General features: G+C 68.4%; 22 protein-coding genes and 1 pseudogene. 10 read left to right on the top strand and 13 right to left on the bottom strand.

Going from position 1 to position 22,417, the window contains the following annotated elements; translation table 11 throughout:
• Positions 1–269 precede the first annotated feature (269 nt).
• Positions 270–1,556, bottom strand: a complete 1,287-nt coding sequence (gene lipL, locus AC5Y43_RS02960; RefSeq protein WP_499969146.1) for an esterase/beta-lactamase LipL — start codon at positions 1,554–1,556, stop codon at positions 270–272.
• A 142-nt stretch (positions 1,557–1,698) separates the two neighbouring features.
• On the opposite strand from lipL, the gene AC5Y43_RS02955 reads away from it, so the two are divergent.
• Together AC5Y43_RS02955 and AC5Y43_RS02950 are read left to right on the top strand one after the other, a co-directional pair.
• Entirely contained in the window at positions 1,699–1,935 is a 237-nt protein-coding gene (locus AC5Y43_RS02955; RefSeq protein WP_499969144.1) for a type II toxin-antitoxin system Phd/YefM family antitoxin, read from the top strand.
• An 81-nt stretch (positions 1,936–2,016) separates the two neighbouring features.
• Positions 2,017–2,409 carry a hypothetical protein gene (locus AC5Y43_RS02950; RefSeq protein WP_499969142.1) on the top strand — a complete coding sequence of 131 codons (393 nt, stop codon included), beginning with the start codon at positions 2,017–2,019 and terminating at the stop codon, positions 2,407–2,409.
• A gap of 4 nt (positions 2,410–2,413) precedes the next feature.
• Here the strand turns inward: AC5Y43_RS02950 and meaB are convergent, their stop codons facing one another.
• The 5 genes from meaB to mutA form a co-directional block, all read right to left on the bottom strand.
• The gene (gene meaB / locus AC5Y43_RS02945; RefSeq protein WP_499969140.1) at positions 2,414–3,403 is read right to left on the bottom strand and encodes a methylmalonyl Co-A mutase-associated GTPase MeaB; all 990 of its coding nucleotides are present in this window, start codon (positions 3,401–3,403) and stop codon (positions 2,414–2,416) included.
• Between the two features lie 95 nt (positions 3,404–3,498).
• Complete coding sequence (locus tag AC5Y43_RS02940) at positions 3,499–5,712, bottom strand: acyltransferase family protein (protein ID WP_499969138.1); 2,214 nt, start codon at positions 5,710–5,712, stop codon at positions 3,499–3,501.
• Positions 5,713–5,893: 181 nt separating this feature from the next.
• Positions 5,894–7,129 carry an Rv1490 family membrane protein gene (locus AC5Y43_RS02935; protein ID WP_499969136.1) on the bottom strand — a complete coding sequence of 412 codons (1,236 nt, stop codon included), beginning with the start codon at positions 7,127–7,129 and terminating at the stop codon, positions 5,894–5,896.
• Positions 7,130–7,228: 99 nt separating this feature from the next.
• Positions 7,229–9,493 (bottom strand): methylmalonyl-CoA mutase, encoded by a 2,265-nt coding sequence (scpA, locus tag AC5Y43_RS02930; protein ID WP_499969133.1) that lies wholly within the window; start codon positions 9,491–9,493, stop codon positions 7,229–7,231.
• A 5-nt stretch (positions 9,494–9,498) separates the two neighbouring features.
• Positions 9,499–11,322, bottom strand: coding sequence for a methylmalonyl-CoA mutase small subunit (mutA, locus tag AC5Y43_RS02925; RefSeq protein WP_499969131.1), 1,824 nt, complete (start codon positions 11,320–11,322; stop codon positions 9,499–9,501).
• A gap of 169 nt (positions 11,323–11,491) precedes the next feature.
• Between mutA and AC5Y43_RS02920 the strand changes: the two genes are divergently transcribed.
• The 5 genes from AC5Y43_RS02920 (at position 11,492) to AC5Y43_RS02900 (ending at position 13,705) form a co-directional block, all read left to right on the top strand.
• Complete coding sequence (locus AC5Y43_RS02920) at positions 11,492–12,223, top strand: TVP38/TMEM64 family protein (protein WP_499969127.1); 732 nt, start codon at positions 11,492–11,494, stop codon at positions 12,221–12,223.
• A 163-nt stretch (positions 12,224–12,386) separates the two neighbouring features.
• Positions 12,387–12,614, top strand: coding sequence for a FitA-like ribbon-helix-helix domain-containing protein (locus AC5Y43_RS02915; protein ID WP_499969124.1), 228 nt, complete (start codon positions 12,387–12,389; stop codon positions 12,612–12,614).
• Complete coding sequence (locus AC5Y43_RS02910; protein WP_499969121.1) at positions 12,611–13,000, top strand: type II toxin-antitoxin system VapC family toxin; 390 nt, start codon at positions 12,611–12,613, stop codon at positions 12,998–13,000. Before AC5Y43_RS02915 ends, AC5Y43_RS02910 begins: the two co-directional genes overlap by 4 nt.
• A gap of 64 nt (positions 13,001–13,064) precedes the next feature.
• The gene (locus AC5Y43_RS02905; RefSeq protein WP_499969119.1) at positions 13,065–13,298 is read left to right on the top strand and encodes a FitA-like ribbon-helix-helix domain-containing protein; all 234 of its coding nucleotides are present in this window, start codon (positions 13,065–13,067) and stop codon (positions 13,296–13,298) included.
• Positions 13,295–13,705 (top strand): type II toxin-antitoxin system VapC family toxin, encoded by a 411-nt coding sequence (locus tag AC5Y43_RS02900; RefSeq protein ID WP_499969117.1) that lies wholly within the window; start codon positions 13,295–13,297, stop codon positions 13,703–13,705. Before AC5Y43_RS02905 ends, AC5Y43_RS02900 begins: the two co-directional genes overlap by 4 nt.
• Positions 13,706–13,997: 292 nt before the next feature.
• Here AC5Y43_RS02900 and AC5Y43_RS02895 read toward each other — a convergent pair whose 3' ends face one another.
• The gene (locus AC5Y43_RS02895; protein WP_499969114.1) at positions 13,998–15,374 is read right to left on the bottom strand and encodes an MFS transporter; all 1,377 of its coding nucleotides are present in this window, start codon (positions 15,372–15,374) and stop codon (positions 13,998–14,000) included.
• 63 nt (positions 15,375–15,437) lie between these two features.
• Here AC5Y43_RS02895 and AC5Y43_RS02890 point away from each other — a divergent pair, with 63 nt between their 5' ends.
• Positions 15,438–15,920 carry a nitroreductase family deazaflavin-dependent oxidoreductase gene (locus AC5Y43_RS02890; protein WP_499969112.1) on the top strand — a complete coding sequence of 161 codons (483 nt, stop codon included), beginning with the start codon at positions 15,438–15,440 and terminating at the stop codon, positions 15,918–15,920.
• A gap of 22 nt (positions 15,921–15,942) precedes the next feature.
• Here the strand turns inward: AC5Y43_RS02890 and AC5Y43_RS02885 are convergent, their stop codons facing one another.
• Genes AC5Y43_RS02885 through AC5Y43_RS02875 form a run of 3 tightly spaced genes read right to left on the bottom strand, consistent with a single transcriptional unit; the run spans position 15,943 to position 17,905 of the window.
• The gene (locus tag AC5Y43_RS02885; RefSeq protein ID WP_499969110.1) at positions 15,943–16,299 is read right to left on the bottom strand and encodes a DoxX family protein; all 357 of its coding nucleotides are present in this window, start codon (positions 16,297–16,299) and stop codon (positions 15,943–15,945) included.
• 10 nt (positions 16,300–16,309) lie between these two features.
• Positions 16,310–17,443, bottom strand: a complete 1,134-nt coding sequence (locus AC5Y43_RS02880) for an SPFH domain-containing protein (protein WP_499969108.1) — start codon at positions 17,441–17,443, stop codon at positions 16,310–16,312.
• A 27-nt stretch (positions 17,444–17,470) separates the two neighbouring features.
• Positions 17,471–17,905, bottom strand: coding sequence for an NfeD family protein (locus tag AC5Y43_RS02875; RefSeq protein WP_499969106.1), 435 nt, complete (start codon positions 17,903–17,905; stop codon positions 17,471–17,473).
• A 57-nt stretch (positions 17,906–17,962) separates the two neighbouring features.
• Here AC5Y43_RS02875 and AC5Y43_RS02870 point away from each other — a divergent pair, with 57 nt between their 5' ends.
• Positions 17,963–18,820, top strand: coding sequence for an Rv1486c family protein (locus AC5Y43_RS02870; protein WP_499969104.1), 858 nt, complete (start codon positions 17,963–17,965; stop codon positions 18,818–18,820).
• Here AC5Y43_RS02870 and AC5Y43_RS02865 read toward each other — a convergent pair.
• The 3 genes and pseudogenes from AC5Y43_RS02865 to fabG1 form a co-directional block, all read right to left on the bottom strand.
• Positions 18,792–19,815, bottom strand: a pseudogene (locus AC5Y43_RS02865) (ferrochelatase); the annotation flags it as partial. The gene AC5Y43_RS02870 and the pseudogene AC5Y43_RS02865 sit on opposite strands and share 29 nt — an antisense overlap.
• 6 nt (positions 19,816–19,821) lie before the next feature.
• Positions 19,822–20,625 (bottom strand): NADH-dependent enoyl-ACP reductase InhA, encoded by an 804-nt coding sequence (inhA, locus tag AC5Y43_RS02860; protein WP_499969101.1) that lies wholly within the window; start codon positions 20,623–20,625, stop codon positions 19,822–19,824.
• Positions 20,626–20,658: 33 nt separating this feature from the next.
• A complete protein-coding gene (gene fabG1, locus AC5Y43_RS02855; RefSeq protein ID WP_499969099.1) occupies positions 20,659–21,396 on the bottom strand; it encodes a 3-oxoacyl-ACP reductase FabG1 in 738 nt (245 codons plus the stop codon).
• 121 nt (positions 21,397–21,517) lie between these two features.
• Between fabG1 and AC5Y43_RS02850 the strand changes: the two genes are divergently transcribed.
• Entirely contained in the window at positions 21,518–22,390 is an 873-nt protein-coding gene (locus tag AC5Y43_RS02850) for a type IV toxin-antitoxin system AbiEi family antitoxin (RefSeq protein WP_499969097.1), read from the top strand.
• Positions 22,391–22,417: the final 27 nt, after the last annotated feature.

The raw sequence follows: 22,417 nt of genomic DNA, 5'->3' as shown, positions 1-22,417 counted from the left end.
TTGAACGATGACAGGGGCGAACACTCACCTGATCTGGAACCCGATGATGGGAGCCTATGAATTCAATAGCTCCGAGCATGGCCGTTTTCGGCAACTGGTTCGTTCGGCCTGCCCGGTGGCCGTACGGCCATTGGCCGGCCCCGTCGCCCAACACGGGCTGGCGGATCAACCGAAGATGACCGAGGCCGTCGCGCGACGCCAGCTAGGTGGCCTAGCTGCTGATAGCGGCGTCTGGAAGCGAAGTTTCCTGTGCCACAAGCGAATCAAGCCTAGCCGGCGACGGCTCCCGGCTCGGAGAACGGCGCCCCGAACTCGGTCACCGGCTGCAGCCCGCGCTCGCGGACCTTGGCCGCCGCGTCGCGGATGAGCTTGTAGAGCCCCACGAACGCGGCATGATCGGTCAATACGAACGGCGTCAGCAGGCGGTTGTGCACGACCGCGAACGCGATTCCCTCCGCCGGATTGGCCCAGCCGACCGAGCCGCCCAGCCCGACGTGGCCGAAGCCCGGCATCACGTTGCCGAACGGCAGGCTGTGATAGCCCAGATGGAAAGCCAACGGCACGAACAGGTTTCGGTCGGGCCGCAGGCTCGGCTTGCCGGTGAGCCCCGCGACCAGCTCACGGGACAGGAACCGGGTGCCGTCGATCTCGCCGCCGTTGGCGATCGCGCCGTACATCCGTGCCAGCCCGCGGGCCGTCACCACGCCGTTGGCCGCCGGGATCTCGGCGTCCAGCAGCGCGACCTCACCCTGGGCGGCCGCGATGATGCCCGGGAAGTACATGGACCGGTAGGCGCCGGACAGCTGGTTGGCGACCTTGTTCGTCAGGTAGCTCACGACAGGGTTGCCGATGATGGTCTGCGGCATGATGATCTGCGCGGCGCGCGTCGGGGACCCCGCCGGGGGCCGGCCCAGGTGCAGGCCGTCGGTGCCCAGGGGCTCGGCGAGCTCCTCGCGGATCAGCGCCCGCATGCCTTTCCCGGTCACCGCCCGGCCCAGCCCGGACATCAGCCAGCCGAACGTCAACGCGTGGTACGCGGATTTGCCGAGCAGGCGCCCGGGGGACGCGGCCGCCAGTCGTTCTTCCATCACGACGTGATCCAGCAAGTCTTCCTGGGTGGCGCCGCGCAGGCCGGAGAGCCCGGCGGTGTGCCTCATCACCTCGCGCACGGTCAGGTCCGCCTTGCCGTTGGCCGCGAACTCCGGCCAGTACTCGGCGACGGGTGCCTCGTAGTCGATGAGCCCGCGGTCGGCAAGACGGTGGATGACCGTCGCGGCCATCCCCTTGGTCGCCGAGAACACCATGGGCGCGGTGTCGGCCGACCACGGCACGCGTCCGTCCCGGTCTTCCCAGCCGGACCACACGTCGACGGCGGGCTGACCATCGACGTAGACCGCCAGCGCCCCGCCGCCGAACCGGCGCCCGGGGAACATCGCGGAGAAACTGCGAACGACGCACGCAAAATGTGGGTCCGCCGCGCCGGACACACGACGACCTGCGTCAGGGCCATCGTGGGAGGGAACCGCGCGGCGATCGATCCCGGACTTCGTCGTCACACTAACGAATTTACTTGGATTTCATACCTTCCGTCTGGCAAACAGTCATTTATTTACCTATCCGTTAGCGAGACGCGTCGTCCTGTATTTGCTGGTCCCCGGGCCGGGCGTGGTTGCCCCGCGTACCTCCTCGGAGCGGGTATTGCGCACGATTCGCATCGGGGATAATGAGGCCATACACCACGTCACCCCCGAGGCGGGAGAGGCCGTTCTCATGTCCGCGGACGACTACGATTCGTGGCACGAGACCATCTACTTGCTGCGTTCACCCGAAAATGCCCGGCGCCTCATGGAGGCGGTTGCCCGGGATAAGGCGGGGAACCCCGGATTGCCCAAATCCACCGATGAGCTGCGGGAGATGGCCGGCGGCGACGAGTGAGCGGCGACAGCGAAGCCGTAATCCACAGCCCTGCCAATCGAGGGATGCCGGTTGCGGGCGGGCGCCGATATGCTCTTGGTCATGGAGCCCGGGGATCTCGAATCACGCGTCACCGACCTTGAGCACCAGGTGCATAACCTGACCGAGCGCGTCCGGGGAAGCGAGCAAGACGCCGCGGCCGCTCGCGTCCTCGCCGGGGCCGCCGACCGCGACGTCAGCGAATTTCGCAGCGAGCTCCGCGACCTCCGACGCGCGACAGCCGCAGGCTTCAATGCGCTGCGCGAGGACTTCGTTGATCTTCGATCGGACTTCGTTGATCTTCGATCGGAGTTCGGTCTTCTCCAGGAAGATGTCGGTCGGGGGTTCACCGAGATGCGCGGAAGATTTGACGCCGCAGCCGCCGGGCAACAGCAGATCGTCGATCTGATTCACACGATCATCCCCGATGAAGGACACAACCGGCCGACTGAATGAGGCCCTACCCGGAGGCGGCCTCGAGTATCTGCTGGGCCGCCAGCGCGGGGGTCAGCTCCCCCGCCTTGACCCGGCGCTCTACGTCGGCGCGGATCTTGCGCACCTCAGGGTTGGACAGCACCCGGTCCAGCACGATGTCGCGGACCATCTGCCAGGTCCAGTCGACCTGCTGGGCGCGCCGGCGCTCGTCGAGTTCGCCGGCCTCGCCGAGCACCCGGTGATGGCGCTCGATCGTCTCCCATAGCTCCGCCAGCCCGGTTCCCTCCGTCGCGCTCATGGTGAGAACCGGTGGCCGCCACAGGGTTTCGCCCGGATGGATCAACCTGATCGCGGCGGACAGCTCGCGCGCGGCCTTGCGTGCCTCGGGGAGGTGGTCCCCGTCGGCCTTGTTGACCACGACGATGTCGGCCAGCTCCAGCGCGCCCTTCTTGATGCCCTGCAGCTGGTCGCCGCTGCGGGCCAGAGTCAACAGCACGAAGGTGTCGACCATGTTGGTCACGGCCACCTCGGACTGGCCGACGCCGACGGTCTCGACGAGCACCACGTCGAACCCGGCGGCCTCCAACAGCACGATGGCCTCGCGCGTGGCCTTGGCGACCCCGCCCAGCGTGCCCGATGTCGGCGACGGACGGATGTAGGCGTCCGGATGGGTTGCCAGGCGCGCCATCCGGGTCTTGTCGCCCAGGATCGAGCCGCCGCTGCGGGTCGACGACGGGTCGACGGCCAGCACCGCCACCCGGTGGCCCGTCTCGATCAGGTGCATGCCCAGCGCCTCAATGCTGGTCGACTTCCCCACCCCGGGGGTCCCGGTGATGCCGACGCGATGGGCGTTGCCCGAGTCCGGCGTCAACACCAGCAACAGCTGCTGGGCCTTTTTCTGGTGGTCGGCGCGGGTGGACTCCAGCAGCGTGATGGCCCGCGGCAGCGCCGCGCGGTCGCCGCCGCGCACGGCAGCCGCCAGTTCGTCGACTGTGTCGCTTTTCTGGGAGCTCATCGTCACATTGTCGGTCAGCTCGCGAAACCAGCGCTCGGCGCGGGTCTACTCATCGCCGAGATCTTCGCACAGGGCAATTCGTGAGCCGATAAGCGTCAGTTATGCAGCGCCCGGTCCGCCAGCGACATGATCGCCGGCGCCAGCAGCCGCGAGTACTCGAGGGTCAGGTGACCCGCGTCGACATAAACCAGGGTGTTCCCGATGATGACCGGGCAGCGGCTCTTGGTGCAGAACAGGTCGGTGAGGTCGGCGTATTGCCCGCCGCCGGCTTTGACGGCGGCGATCTCGTCGGCCATGCCGGCCCGGTCGAACGCGGTCGACATGGGTGGCGAGCAGGCGGTGGCGTCGTCGAGGTGCTCGGACACGCAGCCCGGTACCGACGCGTTCAGATGCGGCAGCGGCCCCAGCACCAGCACCTTGGCGCCGGTGGCGCGCAGCTCGCGCACCAGGCGGGTCAGGCCGTCGATCCAGGCCGGGTCGTAGGACGAAAAACCCGACAGGAAACCGTTGCTGTGGCTGGCGGTGTACCCCCGGAAAACGCTGACCATGACCAGGCGGGGATGCTCGGCGCGCAGCCGGGACATCACCTGTCCGCGCCATTGCTCGCAGTGTTCGAAGCGCTCGACCAGGCCGCTGAAGAGGCGGTTGGTGACGGGCAGGTCCATCATGGGGCAGGCGGCCTTGGCCATGGTTTCCATTCGCCAGGACCGCTGCGCGCCGATCTCCCGGAACGCCGGAATCCACATCGAGGCATGCGAGTCGCCGACCATGGCCACCGTCGTCGTCGCGGCGGTATCGCCCGTCGCGCACTCGGGCTGCCCGCTCTGGAACGGCAGGCGCAGGCAGCCGTCGAACTGCATCTTGGGGATTTCACCCGCCGCGTCGGCGAGCGACGGGCTCAGGTTCGACGGCACGTACTTCAGCTCGGCGGATGCCGCGACCCCCGCCTGGACCTGCGCGAACACGTTCTGTACCGCCGCCTCGTAGGTCGCGGCGTCGTCCCCCGCCGGGACGGGCGGAGCGGTGATCGTCAGCCCCGGGATCGCCGCGCCGTGCCCAACCGGGACGGGCGCCGGCATCGAAGACACCCACATCAGCAGCACGACGCCCACACAGGCCGCCGCCGACGTGGCGATGCCGCCGACGGCCAGGCTTTTCATCGGGGACTTGCGCAGCGGATCCGCGTAGCGCAGCGGGTTCTCGATGTAGCGCAGCGTGAGCCACCCCAGTCCGCCGGAGACGACGACGGCCGCGATGAACTTGCCGACCAGGCCCAGCGGGTGGCCCACCACAATCGGCGCGAACACCAGCACCGGCCAGTGCCACAGGTACCAGGAATACGACAACCGTCCGATGGCCCGCATCGGTGACCAGGCCAGCAGGCGTCCTGCGCCTTGCGTCGGTGTCGAACAGCCGGCGCCGAGCAGCAGCGCGGTGCCCAGCACGGGCAACACGGCGGCGACACCGGGGTAGGGAATGTCCGGGGTGTAGTAGACGCAGGCCACCAGGACCATGGCCAGGCCGACCCAGCCAGTGAGCACCGCGGCCGGCGCGGGGAGCCGGCGCCATTGTTCGGCCGTCAGGGCCACCAGCGCGCCGGCGGCCAACTGCCAGGCCCGGGTGGGCAGCGAAAAATACGCGGCGAGCGGCATCACGTAGGTGACCAGCAGCGACAGCGCCAGCGACACGGCCGCGATCAGCGCGACAAGCACCACATACGGGGCTTTCGACGGCGGCGCGGCAGTCCTTGTGCGCCGACGCCACCGCCCGATCAGCCACGCGGCGCCGACGATGATGGGCGGCCACAACAGATAGAACTGTTCCTCCACGCCCAGGGTCCAGTAGTGCTGGAACGGCGAGGGCACCCCGCCGGCGAAATAGTCGACCTGTTGGACGATGAACCAGAAGTTGGGGACGTACAGCGCGCAGGCGATGGCGTCCTTCAAGGCGTTTTGGGCCGGCACCCCGGTGAGCAGGACGGCCGCGGCGATCGCGGTGACGACGCCGACCGTGGCCGATACCGGCAGCAGCCGGCGGGCCCGCGCCCCGTAGAACTTGCGCAGCCCGACGGTGCCGGTGGTGCTCACCTGGCGCCAGAGCTGCCCGGTGATGACGAAGCCCGAGATTTCGAAGAAGATGTCCGGGCCCACGAAACCGCCGCCGAGCCCGGGCATGGCGATGTGAAAGCCCAGGATGGCCAGCAGCGTGAAGCCGCGCAGGCCCTCGATGTCGTCGCGGAATTTGGGCTCTGGCTTGCGCTCGCGCTGCACCCCTCCGATAGGCCTGACGTCGGCCTCGCGCGTGGTCACCCACGTATGTTAAGTGGACAAGGCACACTCACGTACCAGAATCGTTCAAGTCGCCGGACGTGGGGCAACCGCGCCGGCATCGGTCCAGGCTTGGTGCACGGAACCCTCCGCCGACCGTGCAGCGATGTGCGCTGACACGCGCATGTTGGCGAAAGTGCTTGCCGGAAGCCGGGTTTCGAGTCTAGCCGCCGATGTTGCTGGCGGCTCCGGTCGGTATCACCGCCAGCGCCATGACGACCGCCATGAACACCAGCACGTTCCGTCGCGATGGCGCCTGCTCGATCTCCGGTCTGCCGATCGCATACAGCAGGTAGACGATGGCCACATCGAAGGTCATCAGCACCCACCAGCGAGTCCAGTCGACGCCGGTCAAAAAGAGCGGAATCAGCAATCCGGTTGCCAGGATGGGCAACGCAACGTGGCCTCGCAGTTCGCCGACGAACACCCTGACGGGAACACCGGAAAAGTAGCGGATGGCCCATATCGTGCCGGCAAAAAACAGTAACCCCAGCACGAACGCGCCGAAAAGGTGGCCGAAGCCGAAATGGGACACCATCCGGATGGCCGCCAGCGGGTCGGCGTCCAGAATCGGCACCGCGTTGCGGCACGCCCAGTCGTGGTAGTCCGAGCGGCTTTCGAGATGACCGAGCACGTAGTCGACGGCCCCTTGCGGCGACGTCGAAACGGCCCAGGGATCTTCGATCATGCCGTGCGGAATCTGCGCGCAAATCTGCTGGCCGATATTGCGTTGCGCCAGCGCCGCGACCATCAGCACCGAGCCGATTCCCGGCCCGACGGCCAAAACGGTGCAGATCCGTTGCGCTGCGGGCACCGCGTCCTTGGACAGGACAAGGACCACCAGAATTGCGCCCAGCGCCAATTCCAGCGGGATCGCCTCGTGCATCAGTGCCAACAGGGCCATCGTGGCCCCGTACAGCGCGCTGAAAGCCATTCTGGCGCGCGGTGTTTGAGCCTTCGCCAACGCGATTCCGAACGCCAGCAATGCCGTCATGCCAAAGAGCTCGGGACGCGGCGAGTAGACGGCATAGAAGAACGCGAACGGCAGCACCGGCACGGCCAGCGCGAGCAATACCTTGCGCTCCGATCGCGTACCGGCGAATAGCACAAACCGCATCAGCACGGCCAGGGCGGCCAGCCAAACTGCGACCGACGTCCACATCAGGGTATAAGCGGCGGTGAAGTAGTGCGCAGCGGGGAACATGCGGATCAATTCGCCACCGAGCCCGCGCCGGATGAATCCAAATCGATAGTTCGCGAGGTAGTAGGTCAGCCAGAAAATAGCATTCGGAAAAACGGTGGCCACAATGACGATGTGAGTGATCGCCCAAATCGCCAGCCAGATCGATGCAAACGCGTAGATACGTGCGCGATTGCCGGTGACTGGCGTATGGGTCACGCCGGTACTCTAAATTGAACGAACGAGCGGAATTATTGAAATGCGACAAATTGCTCCGATAAATCACGGGAGCAAAGACCGGCGCCGAGCGGGCGAGGCTTATCCCAGGTCGTAGCCCAGCCGCTCGGCGAGCTTGTGCAGCAAACCGATCGCGGCGTCGGCGATCACCGTGCCGGGTGGGAAGATCGCGGTGGCCCCGGCGGCGTACAGCTCGTCGAAGTCGCCGGGCGGGATCACGCCGCCCACCACGATCATGATGTCGGGCCGCCCCACCTCGGCCAGGGCGTCGCGCAGCGCCGGCACCAGCGTCAGATGGCCGGCGGCCAGCGACGACACCCCGATGACGTGCACGTCGTTGTCGGCGGCCTGGCGGGCCACCTCCTCCGGCGTGGAGAACAGCGACCCGACGTCGACGTCGAACCCGATGTCGGCGAACGCCGTCGCGATCACCTTCTGGCCGCGGTCGTGGCCGTCCTGGCCCATCTTGGCCACCAAGATCCTGGGCCGGCGGCCGTCGGCCTCGGCGAACTTCTTGACCAGCTCGGTGGCGGTGACGATATTGGCGGCCTTTCCGGCTTCGTGACGGTAGACCCCGGCGATAGTACGGATCTCCGCCTGGTGGCGGCCATAGACCTTTTCCAGCGCGTCGGAAATCTCGCCCACGGTGGCCTTGGCCCGGGCCGCGTCGATCGCCAGGGCCAGCAGGTTGTTGCCCAGCCCGTCTGTGTCTTCCGTGCCAGGACGCGGCGTGGGCGCCGCCGCCGCGCGCGAGAGCTCGGCCAGGGCGGCCTCGACGGCCTTTTGGTCGCGGTTGGCGCGCAGGTCGTCGAGTTTGGCCAGCTGCTCGGCGCGCACCCGGTCGTTTTCGACCTTGAGGACCTCGATCTCCTGGTCCTCGTCGACCTGGTACTTGTTGACCCCGATCACGGGCTGCTGGCCCGAGTCGATGCGGGCCTGGGTGCGCGCGGCGGCCTCCTCGATGCGCATCTTGGGGATGCCGTCGTCGATGGCCTGCGCCATGCCGCCGTGCTCGGCGATCTCGGCCATGTGGGCGCGGGCCTGCTGCGCGAGCCGATGGGTCAGCCACTCCACGTAATACGAGCCGCCCCACGGGTCGATGGGCCGTGTGGTGCCCGACTCCTGCGCCAACACCAGCTGGGTGTTGCGCGCGATGCGGGCGGAGAAGTCGGTGGGCAGCGCCAGCGCCTCGTCCAGGGCGTTGGTGTGCAGCGACTGCGTGTGGCCCTGGGTGGCGGCCATCGCCTCGATGCAGGTGCGCGCGACGTTGTTGAACGCGTCCTGCGCGGTCAGCGACCAGCCGGAGGTCTGCGAATGCGTGCGCAGCGAAAGTGATTTGGCGTTCTTGGCGCCGAATTGCGCCACCAGTTCGCTCCACAGCAGCCGCCCGGCGCGCAGCTTGGCGACCTCCATGAAGAAGTTCATCCCGATGCCCCAGAAGAACGACAGCCGGGGCGCGAACTTGTCGATGTCCAGCCCGGCGTCCAGGCCCGCCTTGATGTAGTCGACGCCGTCGGCCAGCGTGTAGGCCAGCTCCAAATCCGCTGTGGCGCCGGCCTCTTGGATGTGGTAGCCCGAGATCGAGATGGAGTTGAACTTCGGCATCTTGGCGCTGGTGTAGGCGAAGATGTCGGAGATGATGCGCATCGACGGCTTGGGCGGGTAGATGTAGGTGTTGCGCACCATGAACTCTTTGAGGATGTCGTTCTGGATGGTGCCGGCCAGTTTCTCCGGCGGCACCCCCTGCTCCTCGGCGGCCACCACGTACAGCGCCAGGATGGGCAGCACGGCCCCGTTCATCGTCATCGACACCGACACCGCAGACAGGTCGATCCCGTCGAACAGCTGGCGCATGTCGAGGATGGAATCGATTGCCACACCGGCCATTCCGACATCACCCTGCACGCGGGGGTGGTCGGAGTCGTAGCCGCGGTGGGTGGCCAGGTCGAAGGCCACCGACAGGCCCTTCTGCCCGGCGGCGAGGTTGCGGCGGTAGAACGCGTTGGAGTCGGCGGCGGTCGAGAACCCGGCGTATTGGCGGATCGTCCACGGCTGGTTGACATACATCGTCGGGTAGGGGCCGCGCACGAAGGGTGGCTCGCCGGGGAAACTGTTCAGCGGGTAGCCGTCGGCGGCCGCCGCGGCGCGGTCGGCGCCGATGTACACGGGATTGACGTCGATGCCTTCGGGTGTGTGCCACTGCAATTGCTCGGGCGCGTAGCCGTGCGCGGAGGCCGCCGCGGCGACGTGCTTCTGCACGGCCGCCTCGGTGGGTGGCGCCGCGTCGCGGTCGCCGTGCAGCGGGACGTCGGAGAAACTGCCGATCGCGGGGGTCGTCATCGTCATAGCGGCTAGGCCCCCAATCGGGTGAGCAGGTTCGACAAAGCTTGCACCGCATTGACTTTCGCGGTCAGATACTCATCCGGCCGGTGCTCGGCGTCCTGCTCCGGTCCGGCCAGGTAGACCCTGTCCACGCCGGCGTTTCGGGCCGCCTCGACCACGGCCGCGGCCTCGTCGCGGTAGCGCTTGTCGGTGCCGCAGATGACGACCACGGACGCCTGCGCGTCGGCGACCGCCGCGGCGACCCCGGCGGCATCGAGGGGTCCCGGGTTGACGGCTTCGATCCCGCCCGATGCCAACAGGTTCGCCGCGAACGTCGTCCGGATGTTGTGCTCGGCCAGCGGACCCAACGGCAGCAGCAGCGCCTTGGGGCGCGACCCGGTGCGCTCCAGGTGGGCGTCTGAACGGTCGCGAAGCGCCTCGAATTCCGCCGCGTAACGCCGCACCGACGACGACGAATCCCCTTGCGGCAGAGGTGGTTCCTCCAGGTTTGGGTATTCGTTGACGCCGGTTATCGCGGTGCGCCGGTGGGCGACGTCGTCGGCGCGTTGCGCGGCCACCTCGGCGATCCGTTCGGCGACGTAGTCGCGGGCGTCGGCGAAACCGCCGCGCGCCTCGATCTCCTGGAACTGCTGCCACGCCCGCTCGGCCAGCTGCCCGGTGAGGTCCTCGACGAACCACGACCCGCCGGCGGGATCCAACACCTGCCCGACGTGCGACTCCTCCAGCAGCAGCAGCTGGGTGTTGCGCGCGATGCGCCGCGAAAAGCCGTTCGCCACACCGGGAAAGCCGCCCGGGATGGCCGCGTCGAACGGGGCCACCAGCACGGTGTCGGCGCCGCCGACCCCCGCGCCGAAGGCGGCGATCGTGACCCGCAGCATGTTCACCCAGGGGTCGCGCTGGGTCATCATCGGCAGCGAGGTCTCCGCGTGCACGACGGCCGCGCCGCCCTCGGCGTCGCCGACGACCTCGGCGACGCGCGCCCAGAGCTGGCGCGCGGCGCGCATCTTGGCGATCGTCACGAACTGGTCGTCGTCGGCGGCCAGCCGGAAGCTGATCTGCCGCAACGCCTGCCCGACCGTGATCCCGGCGTCGGTGAGCAGCCGCAGGTAGGACACCGCGGCCGCGACGCTGCCGGCCAGCTCCCAGGACGCGTTGGCGCCCAGATTGTGGAAGGCGGGCCCGTCGACGGTGATCGCCCGCACCCCGCGACCGGCGGCCACCCGCGTCGCCATGGCGACCACCTGCTCCGCCGGCGCGGATTCCCGACCGCTCAGCGGCGCGGTCAGCGGGTCGGCCCCCAGGTCGATCGACAGGGCGTCGCGTTTGCCCGGCTCCAGCTCGTCGACCAGGCCCAGCAGCGCATCGCACGCCGCGGGGCACCCGGCGCCCGCGTCGAGGATCACCGGCACCAGGTCGAGGTACACCCCGGAGAGCAGTTGGCGGAGCTGCCCGGGCTCCCCCGCCCGGATCACCAGCGCGCTGACGCCGTCGGCGAGGGCACCCAGCAGCGCGGCGTTGTCGTGATCGCCCGCGCTGAGGGCCGCGAAAGCCTCGGCCACCTTCCAGCCCGCATTGACGTCGCGGCGCGCGTCGCCGCCGCGCACGTAGGGCCACTCACCGGGCAGCGCCGGCTCGGGCAGCTCGTCGAGCGCGGTGTAGAGCGCCCGCACGGCGATCCCGTCGTAAGTCGGGTTCTCCAGCAACCGCTCCGGCTCGTCGCCCAGCTGCTCGGGTTCCTTGCGGGTGCTCTTGGACAGCACACCGGCGACCGCAGTGCGCCAACGCCCGCGAACCTGTTCTAGGTCGGCGAGCTCGGGTACATCAATGGACACCGATTGCTCCCTTTTTCCCAGCAATTGGGGGTCTGCCACGTACTAACGAGGCTAGTTGATCGGGCCTCCGCGCAAAAAACCGTGAGATGCGCCGTGGCCTTCAGGACAGCAGGGAAACGCCAGGCGCGGGAAACGAGTTATTCACCTGCGCCCCGTAACCTTGACTGGCGTGACGGCTTCCGCCACCTGCAAAATCGCCGAGACGCTGCGCGACCTCGGCCGCGCCCTGGGCGCGGCGGCGCGCCAGCTGTCCCGGCCGCGGGGGTTCGCGACAGTGGCCGGTATCACAGCCCTGATCCTGGTGGCGGCCTGGCTTCCGCTGCCGACCCCGGTGCAGATGCGGGACTGGGCGGAATCGGTGGGGCCCTGGTTCCCGCTGGCGTTCCTGGGCGCGCACGTGGTGGCCACGGTGGTGCCGGTGCCCCGCACGGCGTTCACCCTGGCCGCCGGGCTGCTGTTCGGCCCGGCGCTGGGGGTCGTCATCGCGCTGGCCGCCAGCACCGCCAGCGCGGTGCTCGCGCTGCTGCTGGTGCGCGCGGCCGGATGGCAGCTCAGCCGGCTGGTCCGGCACCGCTCGATCGACACCGTGGATCGGCGCCTGCGCCAACGCGGTTGGCTGGCCATCCTGTCGCTGCGGTTGATCCCGGCCGTGCCGTTCTCGGCGATCAACTACGCCGCCGGCGCGTCGACCGTGCGGGCGCTGCCGTACACGGCGGCCACGCTGGCCGGCTTGCTGCCCGGCACCGCGGCCGTGGTGATCCTCGGCGACGCGCTGGCCGGTCGCCTCAGCCCGCTGCTGGTTTTGGTGTCGCTGTGCACGGCGGCGGTGGGTGTGACCGGGCTGGTCGTCGAGATCCGCCACTACCGGCGAGACCACCGCGAGGCGCACCCCGCGGTCTGACCTGATCGCGCAGGCGAGTGTGAATCCCTGGCGTCGATCGTGAGTCCAGGTCGCAGAAATCGCCGGATCGCCGCCCTGTGTTCACTGTCAAAGCCGTGGGTTCAGAGCCAGATGGACCGTCTCCCGGGATGCATGCTAAGAACATGTAAGATATCGTCAGAGCATGCCGATGATGGTCCAGATTCGGAACGTGCCCGATGAACTCGTCCACGAGCTAAAAGCCCGTGCGGCGGCGCAGCGCATGAGCCTCAGCGACTTCCTGCTGGTCCGACTGCGCGAGATCGCCGAAGAACCGCCCCTCGACGAGGTCCTCGATCGGCTCGCGGCCTTACCGCGCCGCGAACTGGGCGTGACCGCGGCCGAATTGGTCGGCGAGGCGCGATCCGAGTGATCGTTCTGGACGCCTCGGCGGCCGTCGAACTGATCTTTGCGACGCCATCGGGGGCGGCAGTGGCCCGGCGATTGCGTGCCGAGGCTTTGCACGCCCCTGCTCAGTTCGACATCGAAGTGATCGGTGCGATACGCCGGGCTGTTGTGCGCGGGCTGCTCGGCGATCACGAAGGGCTCGTCGCCGTCGCGGATTTCCAAAACCTGCCGGTGCGGCGTTGGCCGACAAAGCCTTTCGTCGAGCGGGCTTACGAACTGCGCAGCGCTCACACCGTCGCCGACGGCGCGTACGTGGCACTCGCCGAGGGCCTCGCCGCGCCACTGGTCACTTGCGACCGGCGACTGGCGAGTTCGCATGGACATGGAGCAGACATCGAATTCGTCGGCTGATCATCGATTCCACTCCCCCGCCGGGTTACCAGCAGTATGATGCTATTGCTGCTATTCTGCATGCATGGTGGCTGTCACGATTCGGGGAATCCCGGACGAGGTCCGCGACGAGCTGGCCGCGCGCGCCGCGCGGTCCGGACAGTCCCTGCAGGAATACCTGCGCGGCCTGCTGGTCGCGACGGCCGACAAGCCGGCGGCGCGGGACGTCGTCGCCCGTGCCCGCGGCCGGGTGAACGCGACGAAGGTCCGGCTCGATGCTTCTGCCATCGTCGCCGCGAAGGACGCCGATCGCCGGTGAGTGAACGGGTCGTCTGCGACGCGTCGGCAGTGGTCGCCGTCTTGCTGGATTCCGGCAGCGATGGGCGCTGGGCAACCACGCAGTTGGTGGACGCGGACCTCTACGCGCCAGCGTTGTTGCCGTACGAATGCGCCAACGTGATCAGGCGCGCGGAACTCAGCGGAGCGATCGGCGCCGACCAGGCCGCTCAGGCCCACGCCGATCTCGTCGATTTGGCGGTGGACCTGTGGCCATACGACGTGCTTGCGGAGCGCGCCTGGCAGCTACGACCAACTCTGTCGAGTTGCGACGCGGCCTACGTCGCGCTCGCGGAGATGTTGTCAGCCCCGCTGGTGACTTTGGACCGACGGATCCTGCGCGCGCCAGGCATTTCCTGCGCAGTGTTGCTCCCCACGCTCGACGATTGATCGGCCGGTTGCACGATCCGTACCTGCCGCCGAGTGGGGGGGTGGACCACCGTGATCCCGGCCTGCGCGCAGGCTTGGACGCCGCCGAGCGCATGCGGGTCGGTGGGCCAATTGGGTTGGCCCGCATCGCCGAACAGCGCGACGCCGTTGGTTGTCGGGCCGGTGGTGAATCGGGTCTGATACCGGATGCCGGCGTGCCTCTTCGTGGCGAAGAAGGCGGTCCTCCCTATTGGATAAGCTCGTCAAGCTCGTCAGGCATACCGCGTCAAGCACATCAACGACGGGCCTCGCGCTATCCGCCGACGTCGGTCACGGGCCTTTCCACCGACGGCCCGGAGCCCAGCAGCGGTCGGCCGGCCACTTCCGGGGCGAAGATCAGGGTGACCGCGCCGACCATCCCCGCGAACATCAGCATGTATGCCGGCCACATCGCGTTACCGGTGCCGGCGACCAGCGTCTCGGCGATCAACGGGGTGGTGCCGCCGAAGGCCGACACCGCGATGTTGAACCCGATCGATACCGCGCCGTAGCGCACGTTGGTGGGAAACAGCGCGGGCAGGATCACCGGCTCGAGGCTGCTCAGGAATAGCATCGGCAGGCCGACGAGCAGGACGCCGGCGAACTTCGTCGGATAAGCCTGACCGAATCGCATCAGCGAAAACGCGGGTATGGAAACGGCGACCAGCAGGCCGCAGCCCAGCCACATCAGCGGTTTGACGCCGACCCGGTCGGAGAGCATGGCGACCAGCAGCACGCCAACGGTCAGCACGGCCAGCACGATGAGGACCATCACCAGGGCCGCCGTGTCCCCCACGCTCGCGGTCTTTTTCAGGTAGGTCGGCACGTACCCGCTGACCATGTAGCTGGTGTCGGTGACCGCGAGTTCCACCCCCATGCAGATCAGCAGCGCCTTCCACTGGCGCACGACGGTCTGGACGAACTGCTTGCGACCCGAGGTCGGCGGCTGCCGGGCGTGCATCTCCTCGTAGTCGGGCGACTCCTCGATCCGCGAGCGCAGGTAGACCGCGATCAAACCGAGCGGGGCGGCCAGCAGGAACGGCACCCGCCAGCCCCAGGCCAGCATGTCGCCGGTCGGCAGGACGGTCTGCAGCGTCGTCACCAGCGCGGCACCCACCACGAAACCGGCCAGCGTGCCCACGGGCAGGAAGCCGGCGAGCATTCCCCGCTTCTCGTCGGGCGCGTGCTCGGCGATGTAGGTCATGGCGCCCGCGTACTCGCCACCGGACGACAGGCCCTGGCAGATCCGAACGACGGTGAGCAGGATCGGTGCCCACACCCCGATGGTGTGGTAGACGGGCAGCACACCGGTCACCGACGCGCAGACCGCCATCAGCGAGATCGTCATCACCAACACCGGCTTGCGCCCGATGCGGTCACCGAGCGGGCCGAAGATGAACCCGCCGAGCGGCCGCACCACGAACCCCGCCGTCATCGTCCCGAAGGTGGCGATGAGGCTGCCGGCCTCGGAGTTCTCCCCGGGATAGAACTTCTGCGCGAGGATGGTCGCGACGAGGCTGAACAGCGTGAAGTCGTAGGCCTCCATGAAGTTGCCGATCGCGGTGCCCTGGATCGACCGATGCGTGGCGCGGGCGTCGACCACCGTGATCTCGTCGGGCGCCGACCCACGGTGGGGCGCATTTCGACTCATTGGGTACCAGGCTTACCCGAAACACCCTGCGACTATTCGACCGCCCCTGGAAGGATGGCAGGCATGTCGAAGCCGCACCCCCCGTCGTTGGCGGCGGCCGGCGCGTGGCTGCTGCGCTCCCGCCGGTTCGTGCGCGCCCCCGTCTGGATCTACAAGGCCCGCGCGGGCGCGCTGTTCGGCTCGCGCATCCTGATGCTCGAACACATCGGCCGCAAGTCGGGCGCGCCGCGCTACGCCGTGCTGGAGGTCGTCGATCACCCCTCCCCCGGCGTCTACGTCATCGCGTCAGGCTTCGGACGAAAAGCCCAGTGGTTCCGCAACATTCAGGCCAACCCGCGCGTCCGGGTGTACGCCGGCAGCCGGGCACCCCGGCGCGCCACCGCGCGCGTCCTGGACCAGCAGGAGGTCGACCGCACGCTGGCCGCCTACCGCGACCGGCATCCCCGAACCTGGGAGCGGTTCCGCCCGGTGCTCGAGGAGACGCTCGGCGCCGCGATCACCGACACCGACGCCCCGCTGCCGCTGGTCGAGTTGCGTTTGGATTAGCCGGTGCCCGACGCCGCGCGGCCTAACCCCGGTCCGGCCCCTTCAGCGTCATCGCGGCGAATGTCACCAGAAACGTCGCGGCCGGAAGGGTGTTGACGACCTTGTCGCGCGCCCGGATGTGGGCGCCCACCGCCAGGACGAAGTACAGCGTCAGCATCGCCGTCGTCAGCCTTGCCAGGGCGGGGAAACGGCTGACCGACAACAGGCCGAGCGCCGCCGCGGCCTTGACCACCGGCAGCGCCGGCCGGATCTCCTCCGGCACCCCCAGGTCGTCCAGGATCTTCTTGATCGGGGCCACCTGGACCCCGCATGCGACGGCGTCGCCGGCGTGGAAAGCCGCAAGCGCCACATAGGTTTTCGGTGAAGTCAGCACACTCATACCCCAGAGCCTATTGGGTCAGCTCGGGCGGCGCGCCGGGCTGCCCGTCGACGGGCTGCCGCGCGATCGCCTCGGCCTTGGCCACGGCCTGCGCGATCGCGGGGTCGGTCTCGGTGGAGAACCAGTCGGCGACTTCGGCGTCGTCGTCGGTGGCGTGCTTGGGCGCGTCCTCGACCGGGGAGGGCTGGAACCGGAACACGCCGTCCTCGCCCGGGGCGCCCAGCAGTTTGGTGAATCCCTGCAGCGCCGTGCTGAAATCGCTGGGCACCACCCACACCTTGTTGGCGTCGCCGCGCGCCATCTCCGGCAGCGTCTGCAGGTACTGGTAGGCCAGCATCTCCGGGGTGGGCCGGCCGGCCTTGATCGCGGCGAACGTCTTCTCGATGGCCTTGGCCTGCCCCTGCGCCTGCAGGTATGCGGCCGCCCGCTCGCCCTGGGCGCGCAGCATCCTCGACTGCCGGTCGGCCTCGGCGGCCAGGATCGCGGCCTGCTTGGCGCCCTCGGCGGCCAGGATCTGCGCCTGCTTGTTGCCCTCGGCCTCCTTGATCGCCGCCTCGCGCATGCCCTCGGCGGTCAGGATCATCGCCCGCTTCTCGCGGTCGGCCTTCATCTGCTTTTCCATCGACGCCTGGATCGACGGGGGCGGGTCGATGCTGCGCAACTCGACCCGCGCGACCCGCAGGCCCCAGCGGTTGGTGGCTTCGTCGAGCACGCCGCGCAGCTGGCCGTTGATCTGGTCGCGGGAGGTCAGCGTCTGCTCCAGCGTCATGCCGCCGACCACGTTGCGCAGCGTGGTCGTGGTGAGCTGCTCGACACCGACGATGTAGTTGCTGATCTCGTAGACGGCCGCCTGCGGGACGGTGACCTGGAAGTACACCACCGTGTCGATGTTCAGCGTCAGGTTGTCCTCGGTGATCACCGGCTGCGGCGGGAACGACACCACCCGCTCGCGCAGGTCCACCCGGGCGCGCACCCGGTCGATGAACGGCACCAGCAACGTCAGCTGCCCGCTGACCGTGCGGCTGTAGCGGCCCAGCCGTTCGATCACCGCGGCCTCGGCCTGCGGGATCAGCGCGACGGACTTGGCCACGATGATGATCCCGAAGACCACCAGCACGAGCGCCACCACCAATAGAGCAATCATCGAGTCCTCCATTTTTTTCCAGAGGGATTACATGTGCTTGAACACCACGGCCGTAGCGCCGTTGATCTGCATGACGGTCACCCGGTCGCCGGGTTCGTACACGTCGTTCTCGTCGAGCGGCCGCGCCGTCCACACCTGGCCGTCCAGCTTCACCTGGCCCTCGTCGCGCGCGACGCGGTCGAGCACCAGCGCGCTCTTGCCCTCCAGCGCGGCGATGCCGGTCGGCAGCCCCGCGGCGGGCGCGAGCCGCCGCCGCAGCGCAGGCCGCACCCCGACGAGCAACAGGATCGACACGGCCACGAACACCGCCGCGTCGGCCCACACCGGCAAGCCCAGCAACCACGTGGTGCCCGCGGCGGCCAGCGCGCCCCCGGAAAGCATCAGCAGGGACATATCGCCGGTTAGTGCCTCCGCACCGGCAAGCACCAGCGCGAATATCAGCCAGATCACCGCGGCGGGCATGCGGCCAGGATACGCGTAAACCGACTTTGCCGAACCAAACAACTACACTCCGAGATCATGTGGTGTCCCAGTGTCTCGCTGTCCGTGTGGGCCAACGCCTGGCTCGCGGGCAGGGCCGCGCCCGACGACGTGTTGGACGCGTTATCCCTCTGGGCGCCAAAGCAATCGGTCACCGCGTATGATGCCGTCGCCGCGGGCCACACCGGCCTGCCGTGGCCGGACGTCCACGACGCGGGGACGGTCACGCTGCTGCAGACGCTGCGCGCGGCCGTCGGCCGGTCCCGCACCCGCGGGGCGATCAATCTTTTGCTGCCCGTGCCCGGCGATGTGCGGGGGCTGGCCCCGGGTACGCAGTTCGAGTCCGACGCCCTGGCCGCCGGTGAGGCGGTCATCATGGCCAACCCCGACGATCCCGCCGCGGCCGTCGGGCTGGTCCCCGAGTTCAACTACGACGATCTCGACGAGGCCGACGACGGCGTGCCCGAACTGTGCGGGCTGGCATGGACGGTGTATTCGCTGCCCGGCGCGCCCGTGCTGGACCACTACGAGCTCGGCGACGCCGAGTACGGGTTGCGGTCGGCGGTTCGGTCGGCCGCCGACGCGCTTGGCACCATCGGGCTGGGAGCCGCCGCATCCGACGTCGACGACCCGCGGGGGCTCGTCGAACAGCTGCTGGAATCGGCACGGCAACACCGCATTCCCGACCACGCGCCGTCGCGCGCGCTGCGGGTGCTGGAGAACGCCGCGCACGTCGACGCGATCATCGCCGTCAGCGCCGGGCTCGCCGGGATCGGCCCGCAGTCGTCGTCGCAGGCCCAGATCGCCAGCGATGCGCTGCGGCCGCTGACCGCGGTGGTGCGCTCGGCGCGGATGGCGGCGGTAACCGCGATCCTGCACTCGGCCTGGGCCGACTAGGTTTCCCGGGCTGCGCAGTGCGGCGGACGGCACGGTTCGCCGTTGACGCTGGCCAGGCAGCCCGGCGCCGGTTCGGGTCCGCTCACCCGCGCCGGTGCCCGGCCGTGGCGCAGTTCGTCGATCAGGTCGGTGGCCAGCCGGGCGAAGCGCCGGTCGGCGTTGGGCGTTGCGGCCCTGGCAAAGGCGATTCCGGCGGCCCCGGCCTGGGCGCGCAGCTCGTGGTCGAGATCCCAGACCACCTCGATGTGGTCGGCGACGAACCCGATCGGGCAGACGACGAGCGCCTTCGCCGTCAGGCGGGTGAGGTGATCGGCGACATCGGGCTCCAGCCACGGAACGTGCGGCGGGCCCGACCGCGACTGCCAGACCAGGTCGTAGTCGGTGTATCCGGCGGCCGCGGCGACAAGCCTTGCGGCATAGGCGACTTGGCGACTGTACAGCCGTGGACCGCAGCGCTCGTCGGCGGCCACCGGGACCGAGTGCGCGGTGAACACCAGCCGCGCGTCGCCGGGCACCGTGGCGGCCGCCGCCGCGATGGCGTCGGCGAACATCTCCACGAAGAGCGGGTGATCGAAATACGGCCGCAGCTTGATCAATTCGGGCGCGTCGGTCCCCGCCGCGCGGCGCGCCCTGGCGATGTCCTCGACGTACTGCGTGCAGCTGGAATAGCCGCTCCACGCCGACGTGGTGAACACCGCGGCACGACGAACACCGTTGTCCCGCATGGTGGTAACGGTGTCCTCGACGTAGGGTTCCCAGTTGCGGTTACCGAAGTAGACCGGTAGGTCCTGCTCGGCCTGCAGCTGCGCGATCAGCGCGCGGTTAATGCCGTTGATCGGGGAGACGCCGCCGAAATGCAGGTAGTGCTCGGCGACGTCGTCGAGGCGTTCGGGCGGCACGTTGCGGCCGCGGGTGACGTTCTCCAGGAACGGCCGCACCTGCTCGGGGCCCTCCGGTCCGCCGAAGGACAGCAGCAGGACGGCGTCAAAATTCATTGTGGCCTATAGCAATTGGGTGCTGGCGCCGCCGTCGGCGTAGATGACGGTGCCGGTGGTGGCGGGCAGCCAGTCGGACAGCAGGGCGCACACCGTCTTGGCGACCGGGGTGGCGTCCTTCATGTTCCATCCCAGCGGGGCGCGCTGGTCCCAGCCCTCCTCGAGCAGGTGAATCTGCGCGCCGGCCTCCTCACCGAGCGCGCCGCCGACGATGGCGCTCATCGCCAACGTCCGGATGGGCCCGGCCGCAACCAGATTCGACCGCACACCGTACTTACCGGCCTCGCGCGCCACGAACCGGTTCACCGACTCCAGCGCGCTCTTGGCGACGGTCATCCAGTTGTAGGCCGGCATCGCGCGCGACGGGTCGAAGTCCATGCCGACGATCCCGCCGCCGGGGTTCATGATCGGCAGCAGCGCCTTGGCCAGCGATGCATAGGAATACGCCGAGATGTGGATGCCCTTGGCGACGTCCTCGTAGGGCGCGTCGAAGAAGGGGTTGATGCCCATCCCGGTCTGCGGCATGAAGCCGATCGAATGCACCACGCCGTCAAGCTTGTCGCCGATCGCCTCGGTCACCCGGTCGGCCAGGGTGGCCAGGTGCTTCTCGTCCTGCACGTCGAGCTCGATCAGCGGGGCCTTGTTCGGCAGCCGGTCGGCGATGCGCTGAATCAGCCGCAGCCGGTCGAATCCGGTCAGCACCAGCTCGGCCCCCTGCTCCTGGGCCACCCGCGCGATGTGAAACGCGATCGACGAGTCGGTGATGATCCCGGTGACCAGAATCCGTTTACCTTCGAGCAGTCCTGCCATATCCGTCCTTAATACCTTGTGTCGTAATGGAAATCAGTGGCCCATGCCCATGCCGCCGTCGACCGGGATGACCGCACCGGCGATGTAGCTCGCGTCCTCGGAGGCCAGGAAGCTGACCACCCCGGCGACCTCGGCGGCGGTGCCGACCCGCTTCGCCGGAATGAATTCCAGTGCTCCCTTCTGGATCCGCTCGTCGAGCGCGCGGGTCATCTCGGTGTCGATGTAGCCGGGGGCGACCACGTTCGCGGTCACCCCGGCCTTCGACAACTCCCGGGAGATCGAGCGGGCCATGCCGATGAGGCCGGCTTTGGCCGCCGCGTAGTTGGACTGGTTGCCGATGCCCCAGCTGCCGGAGACCGAGCCGATGTAGATGATCCGGCCGAACCGCTTTTTCTGCATGCTGCGCGCCGCACGCTGGGTCACCCGGAACGCCCCGGTGAGGTTGGCGTTGATGACCTCCTCAAACCGCTCCTCGGTCATCCGGATGAGGAATGCGTCCTTGGAGATGCCGGCGTTGGACACCAGCACCTCGACCGCGCCCTGGTGCTCCTCGACCTCTGTGAAGGCGCGGTCGACGGCGTCGTTGTCGGTGACGTCGCACTCGACGCCGAACAGCCCGTCGGGCGCCCCGGAGCCGCGGTGCGTGACGGCCACCTTGTGGCCGTCGGCGGCCAGCCGCTGTGCGATCGCCAGCCCGATCCCCCGGTTTCCGCCCGTCACCAGGACGGAGCGAGACACGAATGCGGGTCTATTGGTGGCTGCGTCAGTCACCCGGCCAACCTATCGCCTTAGCTATCCGCCAGCCGAACCAGGCTGCGAACTTGGGCATCGAATTTCGCAGCCTGGTTCGGCTCGCGAAGAGGTGTCGGTGTGGCGCAGCACACTTTCGGCCATGACAGATCCCTTTATGGGCAGCCAGGCCCTATCTGCGGGCACGCTGACGCCCTACCAACTGCGCAGCCGGTACGTCGCTGTCCACAAAGACGTGTATGTGCCGAGGGATTCGCAGATCACCGCGAAATTGCGGGCAAAGGCGCTGTGGCTGCGCTCGCGACAGCGCGGCGTGCTGGCGGGCTACTCGGCGTCCGCTCTTCATGGCGCCAAGTGGATCGGCGCGGACCTTCCCGCAGCGGTCATCTATGCCAACAGTCGCCGCGAGCCGGGAGTCCAAACCTGGGAAGACCGCATCGAGCAAGACGAGATCTGTCTGATCGACGGCATGCGCGTCACTACGCGTGAGCGGACGGCCCTCGACCTCGCCAGCCGATTGCCGCTGGACTCCGCAGTCGCCGCGGTCGACGCCCTGGTGCAGGCCACCGATGTGAAAATGGCTGACGTCGAGCTGTTGGTCGAGCGCTATCGGGGCCGCCGTGGCATCAAGTCCGCGCGCGCCGCTCTCGACCTCGTCGACGGCGGCGCTCAGTCGCCGAAAGAAACCTGGCTACGACTGTTGCTGATTCGCGCGGGTTTTCCGCGCCCCCGGACACAGATCGCGGTCCGCAACGAATGGGGTTGGGCGGAAGCATATTTGGATATGGGCTGGGAGGAGATCAAAGTCGCGGCCGAGTACGACGGGGGTCATCACCTGACCGACCCGTACCACGTTCGGAAAGACATCCGCAGGCACGAGACGCTGACACACCGTTACGGGTGGATTGTGATCCGTGTCATCGCCAGGGATCATCCCGCGGACATCATTCAGCGAGTCCGCGCAGCACGGGCATCACGAACCCAACCGCACTGCGAAACCCGCCGCCCGAAATAGCAGCCAGGTTCGGCTCGCGAAAAAGCA

The organism is Mycobacterium sp. NGS57 (assembly GCF_059812405.1).
The sequence above is the reverse complement of the archived record's forward strand: the minus strand, read 5'-3'. Positions and strand labels throughout refer to the sequence as shown.

Coding starts and splice junctions, on each gene's coding strand:
- inhA (WP_499969101.1), bottom strand. CDS start 20,625: ATGGCAGGACTGCTCGAAGGTAAACGGATTCTGGTCACCGGGATCATC.
- AC5Y43_RS02875 (WP_499969106.1), bottom strand. CDS start 17,905: ATGCCCGCCGCGGTGATCTGGCTGATATTCGCGCTGGTGCTTGCCGGT.
- scpA (WP_499969133.1), bottom strand. CDS start 9,493: ATGACGATGACGACCCCCGCGATCGGCAGTTTCTCCGACGTCCCGCTG.
- meaB (WP_499969140.1), bottom strand. CDS start 3,403: ATGAGCTCCCAGAAAAGCGACACAGTCGACGAACTGGCGGCTGCCGTG.
- AC5Y43_RS02850 (WP_499969097.1), top strand. CDS start 21,518: ATGACAGATCCCTTTATGGGCAGCCAGGCCCTATCTGCGGGCACGCTG.
- AC5Y43_RS02890 (WP_499969112.1), top strand. CDS start 15,438: ATGTCGAAGCCGCACCCCCCGTCGTTGGCGGCGGCCGGCGCGTGGCTG.
- AC5Y43_RS02880 (WP_499969108.1), bottom strand. CDS start 17,443: ATGATTGCTCTATTGGTGGTGGCGCTCGTGCTGGTGGTCTTCGGGATC.
- AC5Y43_RS02950 (WP_499969142.1), top strand. CDS start 2,017: ATGGAGCCCGGGGATCTCGAATCACGCGTCACCGACCTTGAGCACCAG.
- AC5Y43_RS02885 (WP_499969110.1), bottom strand. CDS start 16,299: ATGAGTGTGCTGACTTCACCGAAAACCTATGTGGCGCTTGCGGCTTTC.
- AC5Y43_RS02870 (WP_499969104.1), top strand. CDS start 17,963: ATGTGGTGTCCCAGTGTCTCGCTGTCCGTGTGGGCCAACGCCTGGCTC.
- AC5Y43_RS02895 (WP_499969114.1), bottom strand. CDS start 15,374: ATGAGTCGAAATGCGCCCCACCGTGGGTCGGCGCCCGACGAGATCACG.
- AC5Y43_RS02915 (WP_499969124.1), top strand. CDS start 12,387: ATGCCGATGATGGTCCAGATTCGGAACGTGCCCGATGAACTCGTCCAC.
- AC5Y43_RS02905 (WP_499969119.1), top strand. CDS start 13,065: ATGGTGGCTGTCACGATTCGGGGAATCCCGGACGAGGTCCGCGACGAG.